This window comes from Enterococcus italicus (genome assembly GCF_023743875.1).
Lineage (GTDB): Bacteria > Bacillota > Bacilli > Lactobacillales > Enterococcaceae > Enterococcus_G > Enterococcus_G italicus.
The window spans coordinates 1989304-2013290 of sequence record NZ_JAMRVB010000001.1; the positions used below are offsets into that span (position 1 = coordinate 1989304).

Here is a 23987-nt window from a genome sequence, read left to right on the forward strand (position 1 = left end):
TTTGATAGTTAGTCGTTCTAATTACTTAAAAGGAGGAAATTTAAATGGAATTTAAAGAAGAAAAAAGTCGCATTGTCCTTTTGGATGAAGGCAAAGAAATTGGCGAAATTACTTGGAGTACAGACGGTGGTGACGGATTGATCGTTGAGCATACGGGTGTCGATGGCACTTATCGAGGTCAAGGATTAGCAGGGAAATTAGTCGCAGAAGTAGTTGCCTATGCGCGCCGCAATGATAAAAAAATTATTCCAGTTTGTTCCTACGCCAAAAAAGAATTTGAACGTACACCTGATTACGAGGATGTTTGGAAAAAATAAGTAGAGGGGAGTGTGACAGAAAGTCACACTCCCTTAAACGTGACTAAACGGTGTTCAAAAGCAGATCTCTCGTCAATACGTCGAAAAGTCCCAAAAATTTGAAAAACAATTTTTAGGGATTTCCGAGCGTATTGCTCGGATCTAAACGCTTTTGTCACGACCTCATAAACGGTGTTCAAAAGCAGATCTCTCGTCAATACGTCGAAAAGTCCCAAAAATTTGAAAAACAATTTTAGGAATTTCCGAGCGTATTGCTCGGGTCAGAACGCTTTTGTCACGACCTCATAAACGGTGTTCAAAAGCAGATCTCTCGTCAATACGTCGAAAAGTCCCCAAAATTTTGAGGAACAATTTTAGGGATTTCCGAGCGTATTGCTCGGATCTAAACGCTTTTGTCACAACCTTTTTTAAGAATAGGTAAAACGTGAAGGTTGTTCTTCGCACGGCGATTAGTGTAAGGTAGAATAAATATACTCTTAATGAAGGTGATCTATATGAAACAATTGATCAAGCAGCTCTTCTTTTTTCTCTTCTCACTTATAATAGCGGTGGGATTGATTCACTATTTAGCTTTACCTACGCTAATGAACTATTCGCGCTTGGCTCGGATGATTGAACGATTTGCCTATACGGAAGTAACATTAATGGTCTTTTTGTTCTTTAGTATTTGGTTTTTCTTTCTCCAATGGCAATACGGGAAGTTTTCGACAATCTATGTATACTTGGTTTATACGGTCTACTTATTTTTATTATTTATTGTTCTCTTTGCTAAGGCACAACGTTACCATTCGTATTCTTTTGATCCGTTTGACTTTCTAATATGGAACAAGCGAATTTTAATGGAAGCATTCTTAAATGTCATTTACTTTTTGCCATTAGGAGGGCTTTATGGAATGAAGGCCAAGCCGTGGGAATTTATTGTCTTATCTTTACTGACGATTTTAGGAATTGAAACCATTCAATATGTTTTTTATGTCGGGACATTTGCCATTAGTGACATTCTCCTTAATTTTATCGGCTGTACGATTGGGTATTTATTTGTGTGGAGAATCTTTACGCTACCAAAAACAAAAAATAAGCTTTCTTAGAGTTTTTGCTCTAGGAAAGCTTTTTTTGTTGGAAAATTTACCATTTGATAGAAGCGATTACAAAATAAACGAAGAAATAATGAAATTTCGTTTCTCTTTTGTAATTTTGTTAGTGAAATTTTGTTGTTTACGGAAATAGGTGGTGCTATAGTATAGGTATAAGATTTAATGTATACCAAATAGAGAAAGGAGTCGAGAATTCATTGTATGGTTTTTCTTTTTATCTAAATGATGATGTAGACCAATTTTGTGATTCGTACTTAAGTAGTATGAGAGAAGTAGGATTTTCCGGTATTTTTACATCTTTACATATTCCAGAAGAGGATGCTTCAAAATATCGGCAAAGATTGGCTGATCTAGGCGTACTTGCTCGTAAATATCACTTCACTTTGATGGTAGACGTTTCATCAGGAGTCTTAGCAAAAGCTGGTTTTAATAAGAATCCAATCATGGAATTGTTGGCAATGGGAATTACTGGCTTGCGGATGGACGACGGCTTCTCTATGGAAATGGTCGCTGAATTTTCCCACCAACTTCAAATAGGGTTGAATGCGAGTACAATTACTGAAGAAGAAATCAAGCAGCTACATGAGTTTGCCGCAAATTTTTCTAATCTTTCAGCATGGCATAACTATTATCCACGACCCGAAACCGGACTAGAGCGTGAATGGTTTGCACGAAAAAACCAATGGCTTAAAGATAACGGCTTAAAAGTTCAAGCATTTATTTCCGGTGATGATGAGAAAAGAGGCCCTTTGAAAGTAGGTTTACCGACATTAGAGGAACATCGTCATCGATTACCATTAGCAGCTGCATTAGATTTGCAACAACTTGGAGTAGATTTTGTCTATATAGGAGACCCGTCCTTATCTAAGAGAAGCCAAAGTCAATTTCAAGCTTGGGTGAAAAACAAGCGACTTCTTGTATTTTGTGAAAATATCAAGGAAATATATCGAGATATTGTTTTAAACGTTCATCATAATCGACCAGATGTAGCCCGGGATGTGGTTCGTAGTAGAGAAGCTCGGGGCCGTGTGACGAATCGTGTGCTCCCATTGCAATCTCTTGAAAGAAAACTAGGTAGTATTACAATTGATAATTATTTTTATGGCAGATACATGGGAGAACTACAATTATGCAAGGTTGATTTACCAATGGATTCTCGTGTCAATGTTATAGGAAATATTGTGCAAAAAGATTTATCATTACTACCTTTTATTGGTGCTAATATAGAATTTGAACTTATAGAAGAGGAAGTGAAACAATGAGTCAAAAAGTATCTATTGAAAATTTGACGACTGAACGTCAAAATCCTCAGACTTTGCATTTAGATGAATTATCTATTCGTGAAGCGTGTCGACTAATGAATGAAGAAGATGCGCAAGTAGCTAAAGCAGTAGGAGAAGAGTTACCATCAATTGAAAAAGTAATCGAGAAAGTGATTGAAGCATTTCGTAAAGGTGGTCGGTTGATTTATATAGGTGCAGGAACTAGTGGACGACTAGGGGTACTTGATGCAGCGGAATGTGTGCCGACTTTTGGTGTCGAACCAACCATGGTTGTAGGACTTATCGCTGGCGGGCAAAAAGCGATGTTGACAGCTGTGGAAGGTGCAGAAGATTCATTGGATTTAGCAGAGGAAGAGTTACGACAAATTAAATTGACCAAAAATGATGTTGTAATTGGCATTGCGGCTAGTGGCCGTACGCCATATGTGATTGGTGGGTTGCGGTATGCGCAAGACGTGGGGGCAGTAACTTGTTCTTTATCTTGTAATAAGGAAGCATTGATTTCAAAAGAAGCGCAGTTGGCGATTGAAGTTGATTGTGGTCCAGAGTTTTTGACAGGGTCGACAAGACTAAAAGCAGGAACCGCTCAAAAATTGATTTTGAATATGATTTCAACGATTAGTATGATTGGTATTGGTAAGGTATATGGGAATTTGATGGTAGATGTTCAACCAACGAACCAAAAACTTGTAGAGAGAGCGAAGCGCATCATTATGTCAGCCACTGAAGCATCATACGAGATAGCCGAAGAATTCTACGAAAGAGCTGATCATAATGTAAAAGTAGCCATTGTTATGATTTTGACTGGTTCCAGTAGAAAAAAAGCACTTGAAAAACTGCAGACAGCAGATGGCTTTATACGAAAAACCAACTAAAGTTAGGAGGAAATAAAATGACTGAAAAGACAGATATAAAAAAGATTGCGGCAGAGATTTTTGATGGTGCAGGTGGCATGGATAATGTAGAAAGTGTGGTCCACTGTATGACACGTGTCCGCATGTCGGTACGTGATGATACCAAAGTAAACAAAGAGAAGCTAAAAGCGATTCCTGGGGTTTTAGGTGTCGTGGATGATGAGCAATTGCAAGTGATTGTCGGACCAGGAAAGGTCAACAAAGTTGCACAAGAGATGGTGTCGATGGCTGGTGTGAATTTAGGAGATACGATACCTGTTCATGAGCAGCATGGTAAAGAAAAAGTCGAAGCTTTAGCTGCACAAAATAAAGCCGCCCAAAAAGCAAAACAAAAATCAACACCAATGAAACGATTCTTAAAGGATATTTCGAATATCTTTGTTCCAATGATTCCAGCCTTTGTTGGGTCAGGGTTAATTGCTGGCGTTGTGGCAGTAATGACCAATATGGTGACGGCTGGTTACTTAGATGGTGATACTTGGAATCAGTTAATAATGGTTTTAAGTATTATCAAAAATGGGATGTTTTCATATTTAGCAATCTATACAGGTGTAAATGCTGCTCAAGTATTTGGAGCTACGCCAACAGTTGGCGGAATTATTGGAGCTGTCATACTACTGACAGGTATGAATCCAGATCAGCCAATCAAGAATTTGTTTACGGGCGAAGCATTGTCAGCTAACCAAGGTGGAATTTTAGGTGTTATCTTCGCTGTATGGTTTTTGGCTCAGCTTGAAAAACGACTTCATCACGTGGTGCCGGATTCGATTGATATTATTGTGACACCGACGATCAGTATATTGCTTATTGGATTAGCGGAAATCTACTTTATTATGCCATTAGCAGGATTTATTTCTGATAATATGGTCGGTGGTATTAACTGGGTATTAAATGTCGGTGGGGCATTTTCTGGCTTTGTTTTAGGAGCACTATTCTTGCCAATGGTCATGCTTGGATTGCACCAAATACTAACGCCAATTCATGTACAAATGATTACGGAAACAGGAAGTACGCTATTATTACCTATCCTAGCGATGGCTGGTGGCGGACAAGTCGGTGCTGCAATTGCTTTATGGGTTCGCTTGCGCAAGGACAAAGAATTAAGCGATATGATTAAAGGAGCTTTACCGGTTGGGATATTGGGTATTGGTGAGCCGTTAATATACGGGGTAACGCTGCCTTTAGGAAAACCATTTATCACTGCTTGTATCGGTGGCGGAATTGGCGGTGCGGTTATTGGGTTAATTGGTGGTGTTGGAGCGATTGCAATCGGACCTTCTGGCGTACCGTTAATTTTTCTAATTGCTAATCACAAATGGTGGGGCTATGTCCTAGGGCTACTTGCTGCTTATCTAGGAGGATTTATCTTTACCTATTTCTTTGGTATTCCTAAAGATCGACTAGCTGCGATTCAAAATACAAATGCAGCTGCATCTGAAAGCCCTGTACCTGCGACACCACTAAAGACGAATGCTGAAGAATCGTTATATGCTGTTACATCCGGTCAAGCAAAGGATTTAACTGAGTCGATTGATCCAGTATTCTCACAAAAAATGATGGGCGACGGCTACTTTATCGTAGCGACATCAGGTGACATTTATGCCCCTGTATTTGGTACAGTTGCGTCGATCTTCCCAACGAAACATGCGATTGGATTTCTATCCGATAAAGGCGTAGAGGTAATGCTTCATATGGGTGTCGATACTGTAAAACTTAATGGTGAACCATTTACGATTCGAGTGAAGGAAGGCGACAAGGTGACGCCTGAGACATTGGTCGCTACTGTTAATTTGACAGCTCTTAAAGAAGCAAATAAAGCAAATGAAATGTTAGTGATTGTAACCAATATGGAATCAATAAAAACAATCAGTTCAGTTCATTCAAAAGAAGTATCGCCAAACGAAGAATTATTGAAAATTAGTTTGTAATAACTGTAGTTCACAAGCGGATAAATCGGCTTGTGAACTACAACGTATTCATTAAAAGGGAGTATGACGCCAGTTCGTCATACCCCCTTTTTAATGTTTTTTGTAGTCTTCCATTGTCTGTTTGCTTTCGCTGATTTGCTTGGTGTATTGCTGATTTTGACTGATATATAAATAAAATAAAGTATCCACTGTCAAAAACTGGGACAAAATAGAATTGGTAGCAGCGCTTCTATTTTCGGCTTCCATGGGACGGGCTGTTTGTAGGCCGACAGTGGCTAGCTCATGCAAGGGATTATTTCCCAGTTGGGTCAAGGTGAGAATAGGTAGCTGTCTTTTTTGAGCAATCTCAGCTAGATAAAGCAATTCGGGCGTTTTTCCTGAATTTGAAATTAGCCAGAGTAAGCTATGAGCTGGTGCGTTAATCACTTGCGGTAAAAACAAATGAATGTCTCGTTCATGAAAGACAAATTGACCGATACGAGACCATTTGTGCACAATATCTTGAGCTGTCAGAGCCGAAGCCCCTACTCCAAATGTCAAAATAGCAGGAGCTTGCTTTAATAGTGCAATTGCCTTCTCGAAGGTATCTTCATTTAAAATCGAGGCCGTCTCATTTAAGCTGATTTGAGCATTGGTGGTAATTTTTTCTTTAATTGATTGGAAGGATTCATTAGGCTGGACATCTGCATAGCTACTTGGAACCTCCTTACTCGATTGTAATTCAGAAGAGAGTTGGATTTTAAAATCCGTCAGACTTGTGTAGCCAATTTTTTTTGTAAAACGAACAACGGACGGGGCGCTGACGTTAGCTGCTTGTGCCAATTGCTTTGCAGTCATGTGAGAGGCTTGTTCTGGATTTTTTTCGACGTATTGAAAGATCTTTAACTCAGCCGGAGAAAAAGAATGCTTGAAGCTATTCATACGTAAAAGGACACTCATGGCTATTCTCCTTATCTATCATTTTCATAAGTTCTGTTGTCATATAAACGTTTTCTTGTTCTTATAGTTATAACACAAATCAGCCTAAAGCACTATAATGACAAGTATAAGTCAATAAGTGACAGATGAATCAATCATGTAACTTTTTATAAAGAGAAACGAACGAAAACGTTAGTTATAGGAGATTGTCAAAAATTTGTGTTACACTAACTTTGGATAAGTAATTACTCAGTGAGAAGTACTAGCAGAAAGGGACTATAACGATGAAGAAGAAAGTAATGTTAATATTTGGCACACGTCCTGAGGCAATTAAAATGGCACCAATTATCAAAGTATTGGAAGAAGATGAGCGCTTTGAGGCGCAAGTAGTAGTCACAGCGCAGCATCACGAGATGCTGGATCAAGTATTGTCTTTGTTTCAGATTGTACCTTACGAGGACTTAGATGAGTAACTATCCAATCAAATAAAGAGAGAAACTCAAAGTAGGAATGAGTTTCTCTTTTTTTTATTGACCTGAAAGTATTTTTAGGTTATCCTAAAAATACTCAATTGAGAATATTTATCAGTTAGGAGTGAAGAAATTGATTCAAGTAACTAATCTATCCGTCGCATATGATGCGCAATCTACAGCTATTGAAAACGTATCATTAACAATCGCTGAGCCGATGATTATGGGAATTATTGGTCCGAATGGTGCGGGCAAGTCCACACTATTGAAGGCTACCTTAGCTCTATTACCTTCCAAGGGGACAGTCACGATTGCTGGAGAAGAAGCGAAAAAAGGGCGGAAGCATGTGGCATACGTGGAACAAAAAAGCCAAATCGATGCGACCTTCCCGATTACTGTGAGAGAGTGTGTCTCATTAGGTACATATAATAAAGTCGGTCTATTTCGTAAAGTCAAAAAACAGCATTGGCAGCAAGTCGATGAAGCATTGGCAAAGGTCGGGTTGGCAGAGTTTGCTAAACGGCAAATCAGTGAATTGTCAGGTGGACAGTTTCAGCGCGTGCTCATTGCGCGCTGTCTCGTACAGCATGCAGAGTACATTTTTTTAGATGAACCATTTGTTGGCATTGACTCAGTCAGTGAGAAAATTATTATAGATTTACTCCATGAGCTAAAGCAGCAGGGGAAAATTATTTTGATTGTCCATCATGATTTAAGTAAAGTACCTGATTATTTTGACCATGTCTTACTGATGAATAAAAAAATCGTCGCATTCGGTCCAACGGCAGAGACATTTACGACCGCTAATCTCAGACGGGCATATGGCGAAATGGTAATGATCGGAGGAGAGGACGTATGACTAATTTTTTTCAAGGCTTACTAGAATTTCACTTCTTGCAAAATGCGCTCATTACAGCGATTGTCATCGGGGTCGTCTCAGGTGTGGTCGGTTGTTTTATTATTTTGCGAGGTATGTCGTTAATGGGAGATGCCATTTCGCATGCAGTCTTACCAGGAGTGGCCCTTTCATATATATTTGGAATCAATTTTTTTGTCGGTGCGATAGTCTTTGGGGTCATCGCATCCATCATGATTACCTATATTAAGGGGAATAGTATCATCAAAGGTGACACGGCGATTGGTATCACGTTTAGTTCTTTTTTAGCACTCGGTGTCATCTTGATTGGGGTGGCGAATAGTTCGACTGATTTGTTCCACATTTTATTTGGTAATATTTTGGCAGTTCAAGATAGCGACAAGTGGGTGACAATCGCTGTCTCGGCTGTTGTGTTGGCGTTCGTGGTGCTCTTTTTTAAAGAATTATTGCTTACCTCTTTTGATCCAGTTATGGCGCAGGCGATGGGGATCAATGTGTCGTTTTTCCATTATTTACTGATGGTTCTACTCACGTTAGTATCCGTGACAGCGATGCAAAGTGTCGGTACGATATTGATTGTGGCAATGCTAATCACGCCTGCTGCCACGGCATATTTGTATGCGACTAGCTTGAAAATCATGCTAATGCTATCGGCGACAATCGGAGCTTGTTCTTCTGTCATTGGGCTATTTATCGGCTATAGCTTTAATGTCGCAGCCGGATCGAGTATTGTGTTAACAGCTGCTGCCTTTTTTGTCATTAGTTTTTTTATTTCACCTAAGCAACGTCAGCGGAAAAGGAGTGTCCAAGGATGAGAAAAAATTGGCTGCGAATCATAGGTGTCTTTTTCTTGCTAGTCATTAGTGGCTGTACGCAAAAGCAAAGTGAAGAGTCAGCTGATAAGCTACAAGTAGTCGCCACGAATTCAATCTTGGCCGATATCACTGCAACGATAGGTGGAGACAAAATTGCGCTACATAGCATAGTTCCTGTCGGCAAGGATCCGCATGAATACGAGCCGCTCGCAGATGACGTGCAGAAAGTGGCCAAAGCAGATGTCATTTTTTACAACGGGATCAACTTAGAGACTGGTGGCAACGGATGGTTCACCAAATTAATGACGAATGCCAATAAAGTGAAAAATCGAGATTATTTTGCGGCCAGTGACGGCATTGAAGTGATTTACTTATCTGGCGAAAAGATAGAAGGAAAAGAAGACCCGCATGCTTGGTTAAATTTAGAGAATGGCATCAATTACGCACAAGTCATTGCCAGACAGTTACAGAATAAGGATGCAGGCAATGCGGGCTACTACCAACAAAGGCTAGGTACCTATGTCGCTAAGTTACAAGAATTAGATGAACAGGCGAAGTCGATGTTTGCAAGCATTCCCGAGTCAAAAAAACTCATCGTCACAAGCGAAGGGAGCTTCAACTATTTTTCAAAAGCATATGGCGTTCCTTCTGCCTCAATCTGGCAAATCAATACGGAAGAAGAAGGCACACCTGGTCAACTGATTGACTTAATTCGAACCCTACGCCAAAGTGAGGTACCTGTATTATTTGTCGAAAGCAGTGTCAATGCACGTCCAATGCAGACGGTAGCTAGAGATACCGAATTACCAATCTATGCTGAATTATTTACGGATTCGATTGCGAAAAAAGGAGAAGAAGGCGACAGCTATTATGCGATGATGGAATGGAATCTTAGAAAGATTGCAGAAGGTTTGATGCAATAATGGTGAAAAAGAGCCTAATAGTTTTGTGTAGCTCTATCCGAAGAAAACCGTGAGACAGGAAGAGTTATAAAAAAACCAGAAAATCCAGAAGGCGTTTCTCAACCTTCTGGATTTTCTGGTTTTTTTGCTTAGAGCTAAGCGCGTTTGTTATAACCTCGATAAACGGTATGCCAAACGCAGCTCTCTCGTCAATAAGTCAAAAATTCTCAAAAATTTGAGGAGTAATTTTCGGAATTTCTGAGCTTATTGCTCGGAGCTAACCGCGCTTGTCATAACCTATTGTATACAAAAAAATCCGATAGGCGAGCCTATCGGACGGAATGACAGAATGAGTTAATTTGAGCGACCGACGATGACTTGGCCAGCATAACCAAAACCAACTTTGGTCGTAGATGGATCCAATTCCCAATCACGGTGACCAGTACCAGTAGCACTAATCATATTGCGCTCAGTGTACCAAGCATTAATGACATCTGTTCCAGTGCTATAGTAAAAGGCTAAGACTTCACCGGCTGTACTCCAGTGGTCATTTGGAATCGTATAATTGCTTGCTAGAATTTGTTGGGCACGTTGCGTTGCGGCAGCAGCTAAGCTTGCGTCCCAACTTACTGGATTTAGGCCTTTTGAGGCGCGTAAAGCATTTAGTGCATTTAACGTGCTATCTGCTGAAGTCGTTGCTGTCGAACTTGAACTTTTTGCTGTTGTGTTCGAAGCGGTTGTATTCGTACTACTTGCAGTGGCAGTGATCGTTTTTGCTGTGCTTGTTGTCGTAGCAGCTGAAGTACTTGCAACAACTAATTTTTGATTGACATAGATGACATTGCTATTTGCTAAGCTATTCCATTGTGTCAATTGTGAAACAGATACGCCAAACGAGTTTGCAATTTTGGCAATCGTGTCACCTGACTGAACTGTATAGACGGTTTGACCATTTGTTGAGGTCGTTATTTTTGCAGCGGCAGTCGATGTTGCAGCGGTTGTGCTTGTTTTCGTTGTTGTCGAAGTAGCCGTACTTGTCGTTGTGGTGCTTGTTGATGTGGTAGCAGTTGACGCAGTGCCAGATACTTTTAATGTTTGATTCACATAAAGGACATTCACATTGCTCAAGTTATTTAACGATTGAATGTTCGCAACAGTTGTCCCTAACTGACTCGCAATCTTAGATAGTGTATCACCAGATTTTACTGTGTACGTACCAGTTGCAGTAGCAGTCGTGGTAGAGTTTGCTGCTGTTTGAGTTGTTTTCGTTGTTTGTTGCGTCGTAGCAGTACTTGTAGCACCTTTGACTGATAAAGTTTGGCCGACAAGAATTAAGTTGACGTTACTTAAGCTATTCCAGCTTTTAATATCACTTACGGATACACCATATGCTGCCGCAATTTTAGATAGCGTATCACCAGATTTTACTGTGTACGTACCAGTTGCAGTAGCGGTCGTGGTAGAGTTTGCTGCTGTTTGAGTTGTTTTCGTTGTTTGTTGCGTCGTAGCAGTACTTGTAGCACCTTTGACTGATAAAGTTTGGCCGACAAGAATTAAGTTGACGTTACTTAAGCTATTCCAGCTTTTAATATCACTTACGGAAACACCATATGCTGCCGCAATTTTTGCTACTGTATCACCGGATTTTACTGTATATGTACCTGTTGTCGTGGTATCTGTCGTAGAAGTTGAATCTGAAGTAGAGGTAGCTGTCGTAGAACTAGTGCCTCTCACTGTCAATGTCTGGCCGACAATAATTAAATTCGGATTTGAAATGCCATTTGTTTTTACAAGGTTCGCGACTGTCGTTTGGTAAGTAGCTGCGATTTTATTTAGGGTATCCCCCACTTTGACAGTGTGCGTCACTGTATTGGTTGTCGCAGTCTGATTACTTGATGTTGTATCGTCAGCTTTTACGACTTGATCTTCAATAAGAAGTGAAACGCCTCCTAAAGTCGTCGCGGCTACTGTTGCAATAATTTTTTTATTCATTTACATTGTTCACTCCCTTTTTTTCTTAAGATAAACTTAAGCCTGAGCTTATTATAAACTGATTAAAGAAAGTGTGAACATTTTTTTTCCATTTGACTTATGATTGTAATCTATTTGAAATGTAATTTTGGTTATTTATTCTAAATTTGCTGTTTGTTTCTTTATTTTGAATAATAGATGAAGAAAAAGCAAATTAACTTTCATTTTAGTAAGAGTTGCTGTCGTTGTTCTACAATTTTTTGTTGCAATGTCGTAATTTCTTCTGATGAAAAGAGAAAGTCTTCTTGATTGACGAGGATACTCGCAAGTGATTTACAGGAGAGATTCAGCTTTTCAGGTTGCAAGTATTTATGTTGGTTTTTAAAACCATACCACAAGGAGTCTGCCTCTTTTAAAAAATGGGCAGTAATGACGGCGCTACGAATATTCTTTTTTAAGGAATGTTCTTTCTTGATTGTGGGTAGACTTAGACCATTGAGTAGCTGTACCCGCGTGATGTATTTAGACTCTTGGATTTTTTGTATTTGATGGGCATTGATCCATGTTGTTCTTTTGTCTTTAGCGGTACCAATCGGCATTAAGCTGTAATTCGAATCAGAAGCTGGGGTGTAATATTTTTGCATTCTTTCAAAGCCCTCAAATAATAAGCAAAAGCGCGAATAATCAAATTGAAACTGGCGCAACCAGTCGTTAACAACGTCAAGGGGTGAGCGACACATGAGTTGCCACTTGTCAAAATAGACCACGATTGTATACATTTGCGAGGTTATTTCAACTGGGTACAATGCAAGTATTTCTTCAGATAATAGGAAAGGATTGTTCCGAAAGGGTAAAGAACGTATTGGTTCGCTGGAAGAAAGGTCAGAATGATTGATAAACGAGTGAGCAAACGCAATCAAGCATTCTATCGTTAGTTCGGATGATGGGTAAGCTGGGTTCAATGACACACACTCCTTTGATAAAATCACAATACATATTTAATATTCTATTTCCATTTTTAGCATAATTTACGCCAAAATGAAAGCGTAATCATAAAATTTATCCAAATAAATAAAAATTGACGCCTAAAAGAAAACTCCTATTTTTCTATACTGGTCTTACCTCGAGGAATACGAATACAGGAGTCAAAAGATGAAGGAGACAATTGCACCAGTAATAGTAGAAAAATATGAAGGGCTGATTCGTAAAGTCACGTATCGGTGTGGCGTACACAGTCACCATCCCAACTTTGAAGATTATTTGCAAGAAGCACGCTGGCAACTCGTATTATTAGCGGTCGATTATACGGATATTCAATCATTTGAAGAGGCTTTTCCACTTTCGTATCTCTATAAGAAGCTTTATTGGTCGCTCATTGATTTTCAGCGGAAACAAAAAGAACGCGAAAATCTAGTGGATCTTGCAAAAGAAGGGCTAGAAGTACCAGCAAAGCTCGAAGCGCTGAATGAACTAGAAATTCAATTGGCGTTTCAAGAATTCTATACACAATTGGATGAGAAGGATCAAGAAAGGCTGACTGCTCTATTAGGCGGACGCCCGCTTTCCAGACAGATGAAATCGTACTATCGTCAAATTCTACGAGAAAAATTTAAACTTTTTTTCCAATCCTTTTGACATTTGCAAAAAAAATTTCGTTTATATAGGTGTAAGGCGCGCGGCTTACCAATCAAATAATGAAAAGAGGAAAAAACATGAAAGTACACAACAAAGGAACGATTCGAGTAGAATTGACCGATTTAGAGACACAAAGCACGATCAAACAAACATTTAGTAATGTCAAAGCAGATCAACCGGATGAAGCGGTGTTAGCATTAAGCGGTATCGTGGCATCATTGACCAAAGGCGCTGCCGAAGTAGCTGGCACATACCAAACAATCGAATACCAAATGCTTCAAGACTAATAAACCATAAAGGAGAAAACCAACATGAAAAAATTAACGATTGTCTTTTTAAATAGTGAAGGTGGCAAACACTCATGGGTGCCACAAACAGCCGCCGAAGATTTAACGAAAGAAGAAGTACGCAAAGCAGCCGAAGACTTAATCGCATTAAACTTGTTTGAGCGAAATGGCATTGCGCTTTATCAGCAAGTCAACTCAGCGAAATACGTCGAAACAATCGAAACACCATTGTTCTAAGACACTTGGCTGACCACACAGCATACTCGAAGACTGTGTGGTCAGTCTTTTTAGGAGGAAAAGCATGATTATCGATATCTCAGAGTGGCAAGAGCCTGTCAAAATTGACTATCCGCTACTAGCCAAGCAAGTCAAAGGGGTCATTGTCCGAGTCCAATACGGGAAAAACTATGAGGATTTCGCCTACAAAAAGCATTTAGCACAATTTCAAGCATTGGGTATTCCGTGTGCTGTCTATGCTTGGGTGCGCGGCCATTCCATTCAAGAAATGAAAGAAGAAGCACGTACTTTTTACCAAAGAGCACATGCCTATCAGCCGGTCTTTTGGTGGCTAGATGTCGAAGAACAATCAATGGCTAATATGCGCCAAGGTTGCGAAGTCTATCGACAGACACTTAAAGCATGTGGGGTCCAAAAAGTAGGAGCCTATATTGCCAATCACCTGTACCAACAATTTCAACTAGATACAGATCCTTTCGATGCAATCTGGATACCAACGTATGGAAGAAATACCGGTACATTCGAAGGAACACTTCCGACCGCCACGAAATATTATCAGTTGCATCAATACACATCCAACGGTCGTCTGAAAGGCTATGACGGTCCACTCGATCTCAATCGTCTAAACGGTGTACCATTTGAACGATTATTTGGAAGTTCGATACCTATACAATCAGAGCAAAAGGGGGCATTAACCGTGCGTACATTTCAATTAGACTATCCTATATATTTACGAGCAAAACCAAGTGTGGCTAGTAATACCATCGCGCTCTTACCTAAGAAGTCCAAAGTAGTGATTCAAAATATTCATTTTGCAGATGGCTACGTATGGGGCGAGCAACCACGAGCGGATGGCACAAAAGGCTATCTTGCACTAGGAGACTTTAAAGGGTTTGGGAAATTACTCACATAACAAAGAGATTTAAACACGATTCAAAGCTAGATTTCACGAACTAGCTTTGAATCTTTTTTATACATTTTGTTATTTAATGTTGGTTTTCATTATTTATATAAAGTATTATTGTTGTCCAGATAACGTTGTGTTATCATTTTATATACAAAAGAAAATATTACTGAAAAAATCTTAAAAACCATTAAAATAGAGGTGACAGAAGGATGTTGCTTTTTTTAGAAGGCTATTTGAGAAAAAAGTTACAAGTGGCAGAGCGCTTGCATGTATACGGGGATGAATTTCCAAGAGAGGTAGTCACAAAAAAACTAAATATTTCAAACTCCACACTATCCCAATATTTAGCAGAGATTACTGAATTATACAATGAATACTATGAATCAGGAGATAGGTATAATTCATATTCACTCACAAAAGTAGCTGAAGAGATTATTTCAAGATCAAAAAAAATAGAAGCACTACGTTTGTTATTTTTATATCCGGGTAATGCAGCGTATTTTTATAAGAAAAAACTCAACACAAGCGATGCCTCTTTTGCACGCTTGATTGCTAATTTAAAAGAGGATTTAGAAAGGTTTCATGTGACGATTATTGTAAGAAATGGCTATCGAATAAAGGCAGAAGACGAGTTTCAGTTTAGCTTTTTATTTTCTTACATAGGGCTATCTTATTTTTGGTCAAGACATGAACTAGAAGAATTACTGTATTCATTTGGTAAGGAACGTGAGATAAAGGAAATTATGAACTATGATTTTTCATCATATACATATGCTAATGACCCATTTGAAGTATATTTTTTTCAAACAGTTTGCCTGACTAATTGTTTATATCATTGCTATGATCAAAAATTAGATGAGAACGGACATCGCTATCGACCTCTTTCAGAGTTGTTTGAGCAATTCACCAGGGTAATGAGTCAAGTTAGTGAGCAAGTAAAAGAAAGAATCGGAATTGTTTTAGAAGCATGTTTTCCAGAAGAACAGTTGTCTAATACGACCAGAGAGGCAATTATTAAATTAGCGACTTGTGTCGGGTTTCAAATTAAGTTTTTCCCTTATAATGTTAATACTTTACCACTAAGAATGAAGTTTTTTGACCTAAAATACCGAATTGCTTATCCAGAAAGGACAGACAGTATTAATAATTTTATTTATCGCGCGTCAAAATTTGTGAGAGTCGACTTAATGAAACGTTATGAGATGGTTTTTTACTTTGTAGCAGATGATGACTTATTGGGATTTCAAAGGAAAAAGACAGTTCATTTATTCGTCTATTCTTCCGTTGGTATCCGTAGGACAAACTACATTTATCAACAAATGATTCCGTTACTTGGGTATTTCAATGAAGACAGTACTCTCAAAATATTTAACGATGAAAATAAATGCAAATTACCAGTTAATGCCTATATCGCAACGACTGATTTATTGGATGACATTCCAAAAGAAAAGCAATTTTTGATTAGTGATTTTGTGTCTTCCGTTGATTACTTATCTTTTCTGACATGGTTAAGAAAAAAATAAGTAATACCATTACTATCTGTCAAAGGAGTAGACTGACTTGTATCAATTTTTAGAACGATCTATTTCTAGCGCTACTTTCAACCATTATCTATCTGAAGTGCGTCAGGTTTTTTGTCATGTTTCTTTCAGATAGCTTGAAATACAATAGTGATTCATTGCTGAAGGAATTAGTTATTAAATACAATATGATGGTTACTTCAGTAGTACCTATAGATCAAGGTATGGTGAATAAGGTTTCGGTAGATACAGATACGAAAAAAGGAAATGAGCCTGATACACCAACACCTGAAGTCTTCACTGGTGGCTACAACTTTATTAAACAAGATGCAAACTCTAAAGCTGGATTGGCAGGAGTGAAGTTTGAAGTGAAAGATGAATCAGATAACTTATTATCCTTTAAATTAAATGCTTCAAATGAATGTGTATTGTCAGATACAACTGATGGGGCTAAAACAACGATTGAATCACAGGCAGACGGTAAATTATCAGTGACAGGATTGAAGACAGGAAATTATACTTTAATTGAAACGGCAACGGGAGACAGATATGTACTTCCTGACACTCCTGAGACAGCCTTTTCTGTAGTCACGAATGAAGACGGTCATGGGACCTACGCAATTACAAAAGAAAATGAAACAAAAATCTTGAACGTGAAAAAAGGTGTCCTTCCTTCAACTGGTGGCACAGGAACCTATTCTTTCTTAGCTATCGGTGCTGCGTTGATGGTTGGTGCGATTATCTGGTATAAAAAGTCACACGATACAGCAAATGTCTAAGTAACATGAGGTAAGCCAAAAGAAGATTTCTGTAAAGTAAATCTTCTTTTGGTTTTTTTATGTGTTTATGAAAAAACAGTTGCAGCCTATTACTTGAAATGTTACAGTTTTATATGGAAAAAGAAACAGGTAGCTGTCGTTTCATTCCTGAAATTATTTTGAAAGGAGGAATTGTATGCGATATCATCTAATGGAAAGTAAAGATATTCGAATGAATTTAGCTACAGAAGAATATTTAATGGATCATGCCAATGTGGATGAACCTCTTCTTCTGTTATATATACAAGAGCCATGTGTTATAATTGGTCGCAACCAAAATGTCTATGAAGAAATTAATCTTCGCTATTTACGTGAGCATCGAATTGTCCTGACACGCCGAACATCTGGTGGTGGGGCAGTCTATGATGATTTAGGTAATATGAGTTTTAGTTTTGTAACGCAAAAAAATGCGACGACATTTGGTGACTATCAAGGTGTGACGCAGCCGATTTTAGAAGCATTGCATCGCATGGGAGCGACACAGGCAACGTCAGGTGGGCGTAATGATCTGTATATCGAAGGTCGAAAATTTTCAGGCAATGCGATGTATACCAAAAATGGTCGTACCTATTCGCATGGGACGCTAATGTATGATGTGGATGTGTCGGTGCTCGATCAATTACTGACGGTGGCAAAAGAAAAGATAGCGTCAAAAGCGACGCAATCAGTCCGTAAAAATGTCACCAATGTCCGACCGTATCTCGATGCAAAATGGCAAAAACTCACTACTGAAGAATTTCGCGAGCAATTATTATGTGAGTTGTACCAAGTGACAAAACTTACTGATATTTCAGATAAACAGTTGCTATTGACAGCGGAAGATCGCCAAGCCATTCAGGTCTTGTTTGATGAAAAGTATGCAAACGATCAATGGATTTATGGAGAGACACCAGATTTTGATCGCCACATGCGTACGCGGATACCGAATGTCGGGATCGTCGATGTAAAAATGGCCACGCAAGCAGGGAAAATTACGAGCATTCATTTTTCAGGTGACTTCTTTGGCGTATTGCCAATTGAGCAGTTGGAGCAGGCGATGATTGGTCTACCTTTTGTCTATGAGACGGTGCAAGCATTTTTAGCTACTCAACGATTGGAAGAGTATATACTTCATTTCACCAAGCAAGCGTGTTTGGATTTATTATTTGATTAGGAGGGCGCTATGTACAAGGTAGCTAAAGTGGGGAAGCAGTACGGCCAGACAGTCGCCCTTGAGGATCTTTCGTTTCATATAGCGAAAGGGGAGTTTTTGGGAATCGTTGGCAAAAGCGGCTCGGGCAAGAGTACCTTATTGCGTTTGCTGCATTTTATGGAACAGCCTTCTGATGGAACGATTTCTTTTATGGGCAAAGTGGGCAGTCAGTTTAACAATAAGGACTTGAGACGAGTCAAACAAGAAGTAGCGATGGTCTTCCAACAATACAATCTATTGCATAATTTGACCGTCGAGCAAAATGTCGCGTTGCCTTTAAAGTTAGTCGGTGAGAAACAACCGACACTTGTAGAAGAATTGTTACAATTTGTGGGACTTTCTGGCAAAGCCAAACGCTATCCAAAAGACTTATCGGGTGGAGAAAAGCAGCGTGTAGCTATCGCTAGAGCACTCGTCCGTAAGCCAAGCGTCTTACTATGTGATGAAGCGACCAGTTCACTAGATGAAGCCAATACCGAAGAAATGCTCCGATTATTGCAAAACGTGCAACGTGAACGGGATTTGACCGTCGTCTTTGTCAGTCATGAGCTAGAGACAGTCAAGAAAGTCTGCACACGCGTCTTGGTGATGGAGGATGGTCATCTGTTAGGAGAAATTGCGAATCAACCGACCAATCTACGAGAATCCGAAGAATCGTACTTGACGCTTGTGAAACGGAGGATGAGTGAATGACCACAGTTGAGACCATTCAATATTATTGGCCAGAGCTTGTGACATCATTAAAAGAAACAGGTGTCATGATGGGGATTTCTTTGACAATCTGTTTACTAGGTGGTTTGCCATTAGGGATTGGATTATATTTGGTTAATCCGCAATTAAGTAAGCGTCATTCGGGTATGTATTGGCTGATCAATTTGGTGATTACGTTGATTCGGTCGTTTCCATATTTATTATTCGTTGCGACGTTAATTCCATTTACTCGGTGGTTGATAGGATTCGCATTTGGCCCAATCCCAGCAGCCGTGCCACTAAGTATTGTCGCGGTGGCCATCTTTGCTCGCTTGGTCGAACAAGTATTGCTAGATGTCCCGAGTGATATTCGACTTTTGGCTGATTCACTGGGAGTAAAAGGATGGCAATATGTGTGGCATTTTTTATTAGTCGAAGCGCGAAGTGGGCTTGTACTGGCTTTTACGACTACGACAGTGAGTATGGTAAGCTATTCGACGGTGATGGGAATCGTCGGTGGTGGCGGGATTGGTGACTTTGCCATTCGTTATGGCTATCAACGCTATGAGTACGGCATTATGTATGTCGCAATTATTTGGATGATTGTCACAGTATTTTTGATTCAATTAATCGGCAATCTATTAGCAAGAAAATTAGACAAACGAAAGTAGGAGAATCGATGAAAAAAATAGTTTTGGGATTTGTAACACTAGGTATGGCAGTTAGTTTGGCAGCATGTGGGTCAAAGTCAAGCTCAACCAGTAGTTCTGATAGTGAAGACAAAGTGATTAAAGTAGCATCACAAACAACACCAATGACCGATGTCGTAAAAGTAGCGGCAGAAGTGGCGAAAAAAGATGGCTGGGACATTCAATTGATTCAAGTTAATGACAATGTCGCATACAATGATATGGTAGCGAGCAAAGAAGCAGATGCGAGTTTTGCCGAACACAAGCCCTTTATGGAAAAATACAACTCAGAAAAAGGCTCGAATTTGGTCGCTATCCAACCAATCTATGATGCAAAAGTCGGCTTTTATTCAAAAGATTATCAATCAGTCGATGACATCCCTTCTGGAACCAAAGTAGCGATTCCAAGTGATGCATCGAATGAAGGACGTGCGCTAGCAATCTTAGCTGATTATGGCTTGATTACTTTAAAAGATGGTGTCGGTACAGATGGGACAGTCAAAGATATTACGGAAAATCCTAAGAACTTTGACTTTTTATCTGTCGATTTACTGAATTTGGCGGAAGCTTATAGTGAACCAAATGTATCGATGGTCTACAACTATCCGACATACATCGCCAAAATCGGTTTAAAACCAAGTGATGCTTTGTTATTAGAAAAAACAATCGATACACGCTTTTCTATTCAAGTAGTTGCTCGTGAAGACAACCAAGACTCTGCTAAAATTAAAGCATTGAAAAAAGCGATGACAAGCGATGAAGTAAAAGAGTTTTTAGAAAAAGATCATAGCGATACGTTAATCCCTTCATTTTAAACGGTGTGTCAAAAGCAGCTCTCGTTGCAATAAGACAAAAATCCTCAAAAATTTAAGGAACAATTTTCGGAATTTCTGTCTTATTGCTTGGAGCAAAACGCTTTTTCCACAACCTCTTTTAAACGGTGTGTCAAAAGCAGCTCTCGTTGCAATAAGACAAAAATCCTCAAAAATTTAAGGAACAATTTTCGGAATTTCTGTCTTATTGCTTGGAGCAAAACGCTTTTTCCACAACCTCTTTTAAACGGTGTGTCAAAAGCAGCTCTCGTTGCAATAAGACAAAAATCCTCAAAAATTTGAGGAACAATTTTCGAGATTTCTGTCTTATTGCTCGGAGCAAAACGCTTTTTCCACAACCTCTTTTAGTAAAGAGCTGAGAATACTAGCTTAATTTGTTCCTTTTTGTTACAATGGACAAGGACTATTTTTATATAAAGGAGACGTTTAAACATGATTACAGCAAGTGATTTAAGAGCTGGTATGACATTTGTTCAAGATGGTAAATTAATCAAAGTATTGGAAGCAAGTCACCACAAACCAGGTAAAGGGAATACAGTTATGCGTATGAAACTTCGCGATGTACGTTCTGGAGCGACATATGATACAACGTTTAGACCTGAAGAAAAGTTTGAAAAAGCACACATTGATACAAAAACAGTACAATATTTGTATACAATGGACGACACAGCAAACTTTATGGACTTAGAAACATACGATCAATATGAAATCCCAGTCGATACAGTTGCAGAAGAAATGAAATATATTTTGGAAAATATGGAAGTAAAAATCCAATTTTTCGGTGACGAAGTGATTGGTATTCAATTACCAACAACGGTTGTGCTAACTGTACAAGAAACACAACCATCAATCAAAGGTGCGACTGTTACTGGTTCAGGTAAACCAGCTACAATGGAAACTGGTTTAGTTGTGAACGTACCAGACTTTGTTGAAGCGGGCGAAGCGCTTGAAATCAATACGACAGAAGGTACTTACGTAAAACGTGCCAACAAATAATTAAAATCAAAAAGGCTGAGAGCGGATTTTCTCAGTCTTTTTTTAGGAGAAATCGATATGAATTATGTTATTGTCGCTTTTTTTGCTTTTTTTGGTGGCATTTTGCGTTATTGGCTAGCGATTGAATTACCGAAGATTGATCTTTTTCCAATCGGGACGTTGGTTGCTAATTACCTGGGGTGTTTTTTATTTAGTTGGTTGGTAAAGCACATCATGGTCGATCGTGATGTAAATGGTCGCCTAATACTAGGCGTGGGGACTGGTTTTTGTGGAGGGTTAACGACCTTTTCTTCCTTTGCCTTGGATGCTGTTCAGCTTGTTCAGCAACAAGCATACGGACTAGCATTTCTTTATCTGGCTGCATCGATTATTGGAGGGCTCTTTTTTGTGTGGTTAGGTGAAGTGATTGTAAGAAGGAGGGTGAGCGAATGACACTCTTACTTGTTGGGATTGGTTCGGCTTTAGGTGCTGCTTGTCGTTATGCAATAAATCGCTTCTTTGAGAAACGTCCGCACCCTTTTCCAAAGGCGACCTTGCTTATCAATTTGACTGGAGCATTTATTTTAGGATTTTTTGTCGGGATGCAGATGAACCATACGATGTATCTGTTTTTTGGGACAGGTCTTATGGGCGGCTATACCACATTTTCGACGATGAATTTTGAACTATTTTTATTGTTAAAAGAAAATAAACGGCTGTTTCGTTGGTACTTTATTAGTACGTATGTGCTAGGTTTATTGGCAAGCTTTTTGGGGATTATTTGCGGATCATTTGTATAGCATAAGGGGGGAAAGGTTTGATTGGAAAGGTATTTACACCTGAAAAGTGGCGTCACGCAGAATTCTTTTATCACACGGGTGTGATGAGTCTATTATTATTGGCTGTCGTTTGTTTGTTATTTTTATGTATTTTTTTATTGTATGTAAAATCGCATAAATGGCGTTCGGTAGCTATTTTTGGTGGCATGCTACTTATGTGTGGAGTGGTGTATCTTGTGGGAAATAGCTATTATGGTGCGTATTATACATACATGCCAGATGTGCAACCCAATATTCGTGATCGTGAACGGGCATTTATTGGCTATAAATATTACGATGGAGCGACGATGACTGCCTATACGCATATCCAAAACATAGCAGGCATCGAAAAACTAGGTATCTATGAAGCAAAACCAGTGGAACGAGAGATCGAGTATCTGGGGTATGCTTATGGATCAGTATATTTTAAAGTGGGTGCCCAGCAGTATTATTTACGCACGACACCTGAGTTTCAGGAGAATGCTACAGCCAAGTTGATAGGGGTTCAATATCATTTGAAAGCGAGTGCTGCGGGCTTTAAACAATTGGGCTTTTTTTCGGAAACGAATAATTTTTTGACCAAAGTTGTCTTGCCGATGTCGGAAAAGTCAGTCGTATACGAACAAAAAGATGGCAAAATGAGTAAAGACTTTACTGTGAACCAAAATGAATGGGCAGCAAATAAGTAGGTTGCTTTGATAAGGTAAGATGAGAATCAGCGGAGTCGCTGGTTCTTTTTTTAGAGAATCATTCTCAGTTAGGCTAATCAATAGCGAAGAAAGGAGCCGCATGCTATGCTATGGGAAGAAAAAAAGTGAGGATGTGAAAGCATGTTTTTAGCTTGGAATGAGATTCGTCATACGAAATTACGGTATGGATTGGTAGCGGGGGTCATTTTTTTAGTGGCTTTCTTGGTATTTTTCTTAACGGGACTATCATATGGGCTCGCCCAACAAAATCGCACAGCCGTCGATACATGGGGGATAGATGGGTTATTGCTGGCGAAAGATTCGGATAATAGCTTGAATCTATCAACGTTTTCTGAAGAAGAGTTAGCCAATGTCAAAGCAACGGATAAGACCTATCTTGCACAACTATCCGCTATTGCTTCAAAAGCTGATAGCGATGAGAAGGCGAGTGTCAGTCTTTTTGCGATTGACAAAGAGAGTTTCTTACGACCTGAGATTACAGAAGGAAAGCTTTTTTCTGCAGATGGAGAGGTAGTGGCCGATGAGTCCTTAAAGCAAGATGGTTTTAAGCTCGGTGATACGTTAAGTCTTTCAGGAAGTGATCAGACGGTGAAAATCGTCGGCTTTACCAAAAATGCACAGTTTAATGTGGCGCCAGTAGTGTATCTTTCTTTGGCCAATTTTGAGAAGATTCGCTATGATCAGAGCTTTCCAGAGGGCGAGGCGAAAATAAATGCTATTGTCTATCGCGGGAAGGTGACAAGCTATGATAACGACCAATTGACCAATGTGTCCGTGGCTGATTTTATTAATGATTTACCAGGATATAGTGCGCAAGTCTTGACGTTTGGCTTTATGATTGGTGCATTGATACTGATTGCCGCAATCGTGATTGGCATTTTTATTTATGTCTTGACGATGCAAAAACGCACGATTTTTGGCATTATGAAGGCGCAAGGAATTGCCAATGGATACATCGCAAAGTCCATTATGGTCCAGACGTTTCTTTTGGCGACAGTCGGTACTATCTTAGGCTTGGTGATTAGTGTCGGTGGGTCGTTTATTTTACCAGCGGCGGTTCCTTATGAAAATAATTGGTATTTTTTACTAGGATCAGCTATCTTGATGATTGTCACAGCAGTAATCGGATCGGCCTTTTCAGTGCGGACGATTGTTACGATTGATCCGATTCAGGCAATCGGTTAGGA

At 39.3% G+C, this 23987-nt stretch carries 26 protein-coding genes and 1 pseudogene; 24 read left to right on the plus strand and 3 right to left on the minus strand.

Annotated elements, in window-relative coordinates:
* The first annotated feature begins 44 nt into the window (after positions 1 to 44).
* From NE257_RS09775 to NE257_RS09795, 5 genes are all read left to right on the plus strand, one after another.
* Positions 45 to 317 (plus strand): GNAT family N-acetyltransferase, encoded by a 273-nt coding sequence (locus NE257_RS09775; protein WP_251886346.1) that lies wholly within the window; start codon positions 45 to 47, stop codon positions 315 to 317.
* A gap of 494 nt (positions 318 to 811) precedes the next feature.
* The gene (locus tag NE257_RS09780; protein WP_040366020.1) at positions 812 to 1405 is read left to right on the plus strand and encodes a VanZ family protein; all 594 of its coding nucleotides are present in this window, start codon (positions 812 to 814) and stop codon (positions 1403 to 1405) included.
* A 203-nt stretch (positions 1406 to 1608) separates the two neighbouring features.
* Positions 1609 to 2673, plus strand: a complete 1065-nt coding sequence (locus NE257_RS09785; RefSeq protein ID WP_276532321.1) for a DUF871 domain-containing protein — start codon at positions 1609 to 1611, stop codon at positions 2671 to 2673.
* Positions 2670 to 3569 carry an N-acetylmuramic acid 6-phosphate etherase gene (gene murQ / locus NE257_RS09790; RefSeq protein ID WP_251886348.1) on the plus strand — a complete coding sequence of 300 codons (900 nt, stop codon included), beginning with the start codon at positions 2670 to 2672 and terminating at the stop codon, positions 3567 to 3569. The genes NE257_RS09785 and murQ overlap by 4 nt, the downstream gene beginning before the upstream one ends.
* Positions 3570 to 3586: 17 nt before the next feature.
* Entirely contained in the window at positions 3587 to 5536 is a 1950-nt protein-coding gene (locus NE257_RS09795) for a glucose PTS transporter subunit IIA (RefSeq protein ID WP_251886349.1), read from the plus strand.
* Positions 5537 to 5626: 90 nt separating this feature from the next.
* Here NE257_RS09795 and NE257_RS09800 read toward each other — a convergent pair whose 3' ends face one another.
* Entirely contained in the window at positions 5627 to 6475 is an 849-nt protein-coding gene (locus tag NE257_RS09800) for a MurR/RpiR family transcriptional regulator (protein WP_251886350.1), read from the minus strand.
* 263 nt (positions 6476 to 6738) lie between these two features.
* Between NE257_RS09800 and NE257_RS09805 the strand changes: the two are divergent.
* The 4 genes and pseudogenes from NE257_RS09805 to NE257_RS09820 form a co-directional block, all read left to right on the plus strand.
* Positions 6739 to 6921 (plus strand): annotated as a pseudogene (locus NE257_RS09805) (UDP-N-acetylglucosamine 2-epimerase); the annotation flags it as partial.
* A gap of 136 nt (positions 6922 to 7057) precedes the next feature.
* On the plus strand, positions 7058 to 7783 hold the full coding sequence (locus NE257_RS09810) for a metal ABC transporter ATP-binding protein (protein WP_251886351.1): 726 nt from the start codon (positions 7058 to 7060) through the stop codon (positions 7781 to 7783).
* Positions 7780 to 8616, plus strand: a complete 837-nt coding sequence (locus NE257_RS09815; RefSeq protein WP_251886352.1) for a metal ABC transporter permease — start codon at positions 7780 to 7782, stop codon at positions 8614 to 8616. The genes NE257_RS09810 and NE257_RS09815 overlap by 4 nt, the downstream gene beginning before the upstream one ends.
* A complete protein-coding gene (locus NE257_RS09820; protein WP_251886353.1) occupies positions 8613 to 9539 on the plus strand; it encodes a metal ABC transporter substrate-binding protein in 927 nt (308 codons plus the stop codon). The genes NE257_RS09815 and NE257_RS09820 overlap by 4 nt, the downstream gene beginning before the upstream one ends.
* A 333-nt stretch (positions 9540 to 9872) precedes the next feature.
* Here NE257_RS09820 and NE257_RS09825 read toward each other — a convergent pair whose 3' ends face one another.
* Both NE257_RS09825 and NE257_RS09830 read right to left on the minus strand, forming a co-directional pair.
* The gene (locus tag NE257_RS09825; RefSeq protein ID WP_251886354.1) at positions 9873 to 11510 is read right to left on the minus strand and encodes a LysM peptidoglycan-binding domain-containing protein; all 1638 of its coding nucleotides are present in this window, start codon (positions 11508 to 11510) and stop codon (positions 9873 to 9875) included.
* Between the two features lie 200 nt (positions 11511 to 11710).
* Positions 11711 to 12451: a hypothetical protein gene (locus NE257_RS09830; protein ID WP_251886355.1), complete on the minus strand. Its 741-nt coding sequence runs from the start codon at positions 12449 to 12451 to the stop codon at positions 11711 to 11713.
* Positions 12452 to 12641: 190 nt separating this feature from the next.
* Between NE257_RS09830 and NE257_RS09835 the strand changes: the two genes are divergently transcribed.
* The 15 genes from NE257_RS09835 (at position 12642) to NE257_RS09905 (ending at position 23985) form a co-directional block, all read left to right on the plus strand.
* Complete coding sequence (locus NE257_RS09835; RefSeq protein WP_251886356.1) at positions 12642 to 13124, plus strand: sigma-70 RNA polymerase sigma factor region 4 domain-containing protein; 483 nt, start codon at positions 12642 to 12644, stop codon at positions 13122 to 13124.
* Positions 13125 to 13201: 77 nt separating this feature from the next.
* Positions 13202 to 13411 (plus strand): hypothetical protein, encoded by a 210-nt coding sequence (locus tag NE257_RS09840; RefSeq protein WP_040366015.1) that lies wholly within the window; start codon positions 13202 to 13204, stop codon positions 13409 to 13411.
* A gap of 24 nt (positions 13412 to 13435) precedes the next feature.
* Entirely contained in the window at positions 13436 to 13648 is a 213-nt protein-coding gene (locus NE257_RS09845; protein WP_251852285.1) for a DUF2922 domain-containing protein, read from the plus strand.
* A 64-nt stretch (positions 13649 to 13712) separates the two neighbouring features.
* Complete coding sequence (locus NE257_RS09850; RefSeq protein WP_251886357.1) at positions 13713 to 14561, plus strand: GH25 family lysozyme; 849 nt, start codon at positions 13713 to 13715, stop codon at positions 14559 to 14561.
* Between the two features lie 203 nt (positions 14562 to 14764).
* Positions 14765 to 16078 (plus strand): helix-turn-helix domain-containing protein, encoded by a 1314-nt coding sequence (locus tag NE257_RS09855; protein WP_251886358.1) that lies wholly within the window; start codon positions 14765 to 14767, stop codon positions 16076 to 16078.
* A 116-nt stretch (positions 16079 to 16194) separates the two neighbouring features.
* A complete protein-coding gene (locus NE257_RS09860; protein WP_251886359.1) occupies positions 16195 to 16854 on the plus strand; it encodes a SpaA isopeptide-forming pilin-related protein in 660 nt (219 codons plus the stop codon).
* Positions 16855 to 17029: 175 nt separating this feature from the next.
* A complete protein-coding gene (locus NE257_RS09865) occupies positions 17030 to 18046 on the plus strand; it encodes a lipoate--protein ligase (RefSeq protein WP_251886360.1) in 1017 nt (338 codons plus the stop codon).
* Positions 18047 to 18055: 9 nt separating this feature from the next.
* Positions 18056 to 18778 (plus strand): ATP-binding cassette domain-containing protein, encoded by a 723-nt coding sequence (locus NE257_RS09870; protein WP_251886361.1) that lies wholly within the window; start codon positions 18056 to 18058, stop codon positions 18776 to 18778.
* On the plus strand, positions 18775 to 19446 hold the full coding sequence (gene emtB, locus NE257_RS09875) for a metal ABC transporter permease EmtB (protein ID WP_251886362.1): 672 nt from the start codon (positions 18775 to 18777) through the stop codon (positions 19444 to 19446). The genes NE257_RS09870 and emtB overlap by 4 nt, the downstream gene beginning before the upstream one ends.
* 8 nt (positions 19447 to 19454) lie before the next feature.
* Positions 19455 to 20279: a MetQ/NlpA family ABC transporter substrate-binding protein gene (locus NE257_RS09880; protein ID WP_251886363.1), complete on the plus strand. Its 825-nt coding sequence runs from the start codon at positions 19455 to 19457 to the stop codon at positions 20277 to 20279.
* Positions 20280 to 20729: 450 nt separating this feature from the next.
* A complete protein-coding gene (gene efp, locus NE257_RS09885) occupies positions 20730 to 21293 on the plus strand; it encodes an elongation factor P (protein ID WP_007207224.1) in 564 nt (187 codons plus the stop codon).
* Between the two features lie 57 nt (positions 21294 to 21350).
* The gene (gene crcB / locus NE257_RS09890) at positions 21351 to 21725 is read left to right on the plus strand and encodes a fluoride efflux transporter CrcB (RefSeq protein WP_251852298.1); all 375 of its coding nucleotides are present in this window, start codon (positions 21351 to 21353) and stop codon (positions 21723 to 21725) included.
* Positions 21722 to 22072, plus strand: a complete 351-nt coding sequence (locus tag NE257_RS09895) for a fluoride efflux transporter FluC (RefSeq protein WP_251886364.1) — start codon at positions 21722 to 21724, stop codon at positions 22070 to 22072. The genes crcB and NE257_RS09895 overlap by 4 nt, the downstream gene beginning before the upstream one ends.
* Before the next feature lie 17 nt (positions 22073 to 22089).
* Positions 22090 to 22779 carry a hypothetical protein gene (locus NE257_RS09900; RefSeq protein ID WP_251869656.1) on the plus strand — a complete coding sequence of 230 codons (690 nt, stop codon included), beginning with the start codon at positions 22090 to 22092 and terminating at the stop codon, positions 22777 to 22779.
* A gap of 141 nt (positions 22780 to 22920) precedes the next feature.
* Positions 22921 to 23985: an ABC transporter permease gene (locus tag NE257_RS09905; protein WP_251886365.1), complete on the plus strand. Its 1065-nt coding sequence runs from the start codon at positions 22921 to 22923 to the stop codon at positions 23983 to 23985.
* Positions 23986 to 23987: the final 2 nt, after the last annotated feature.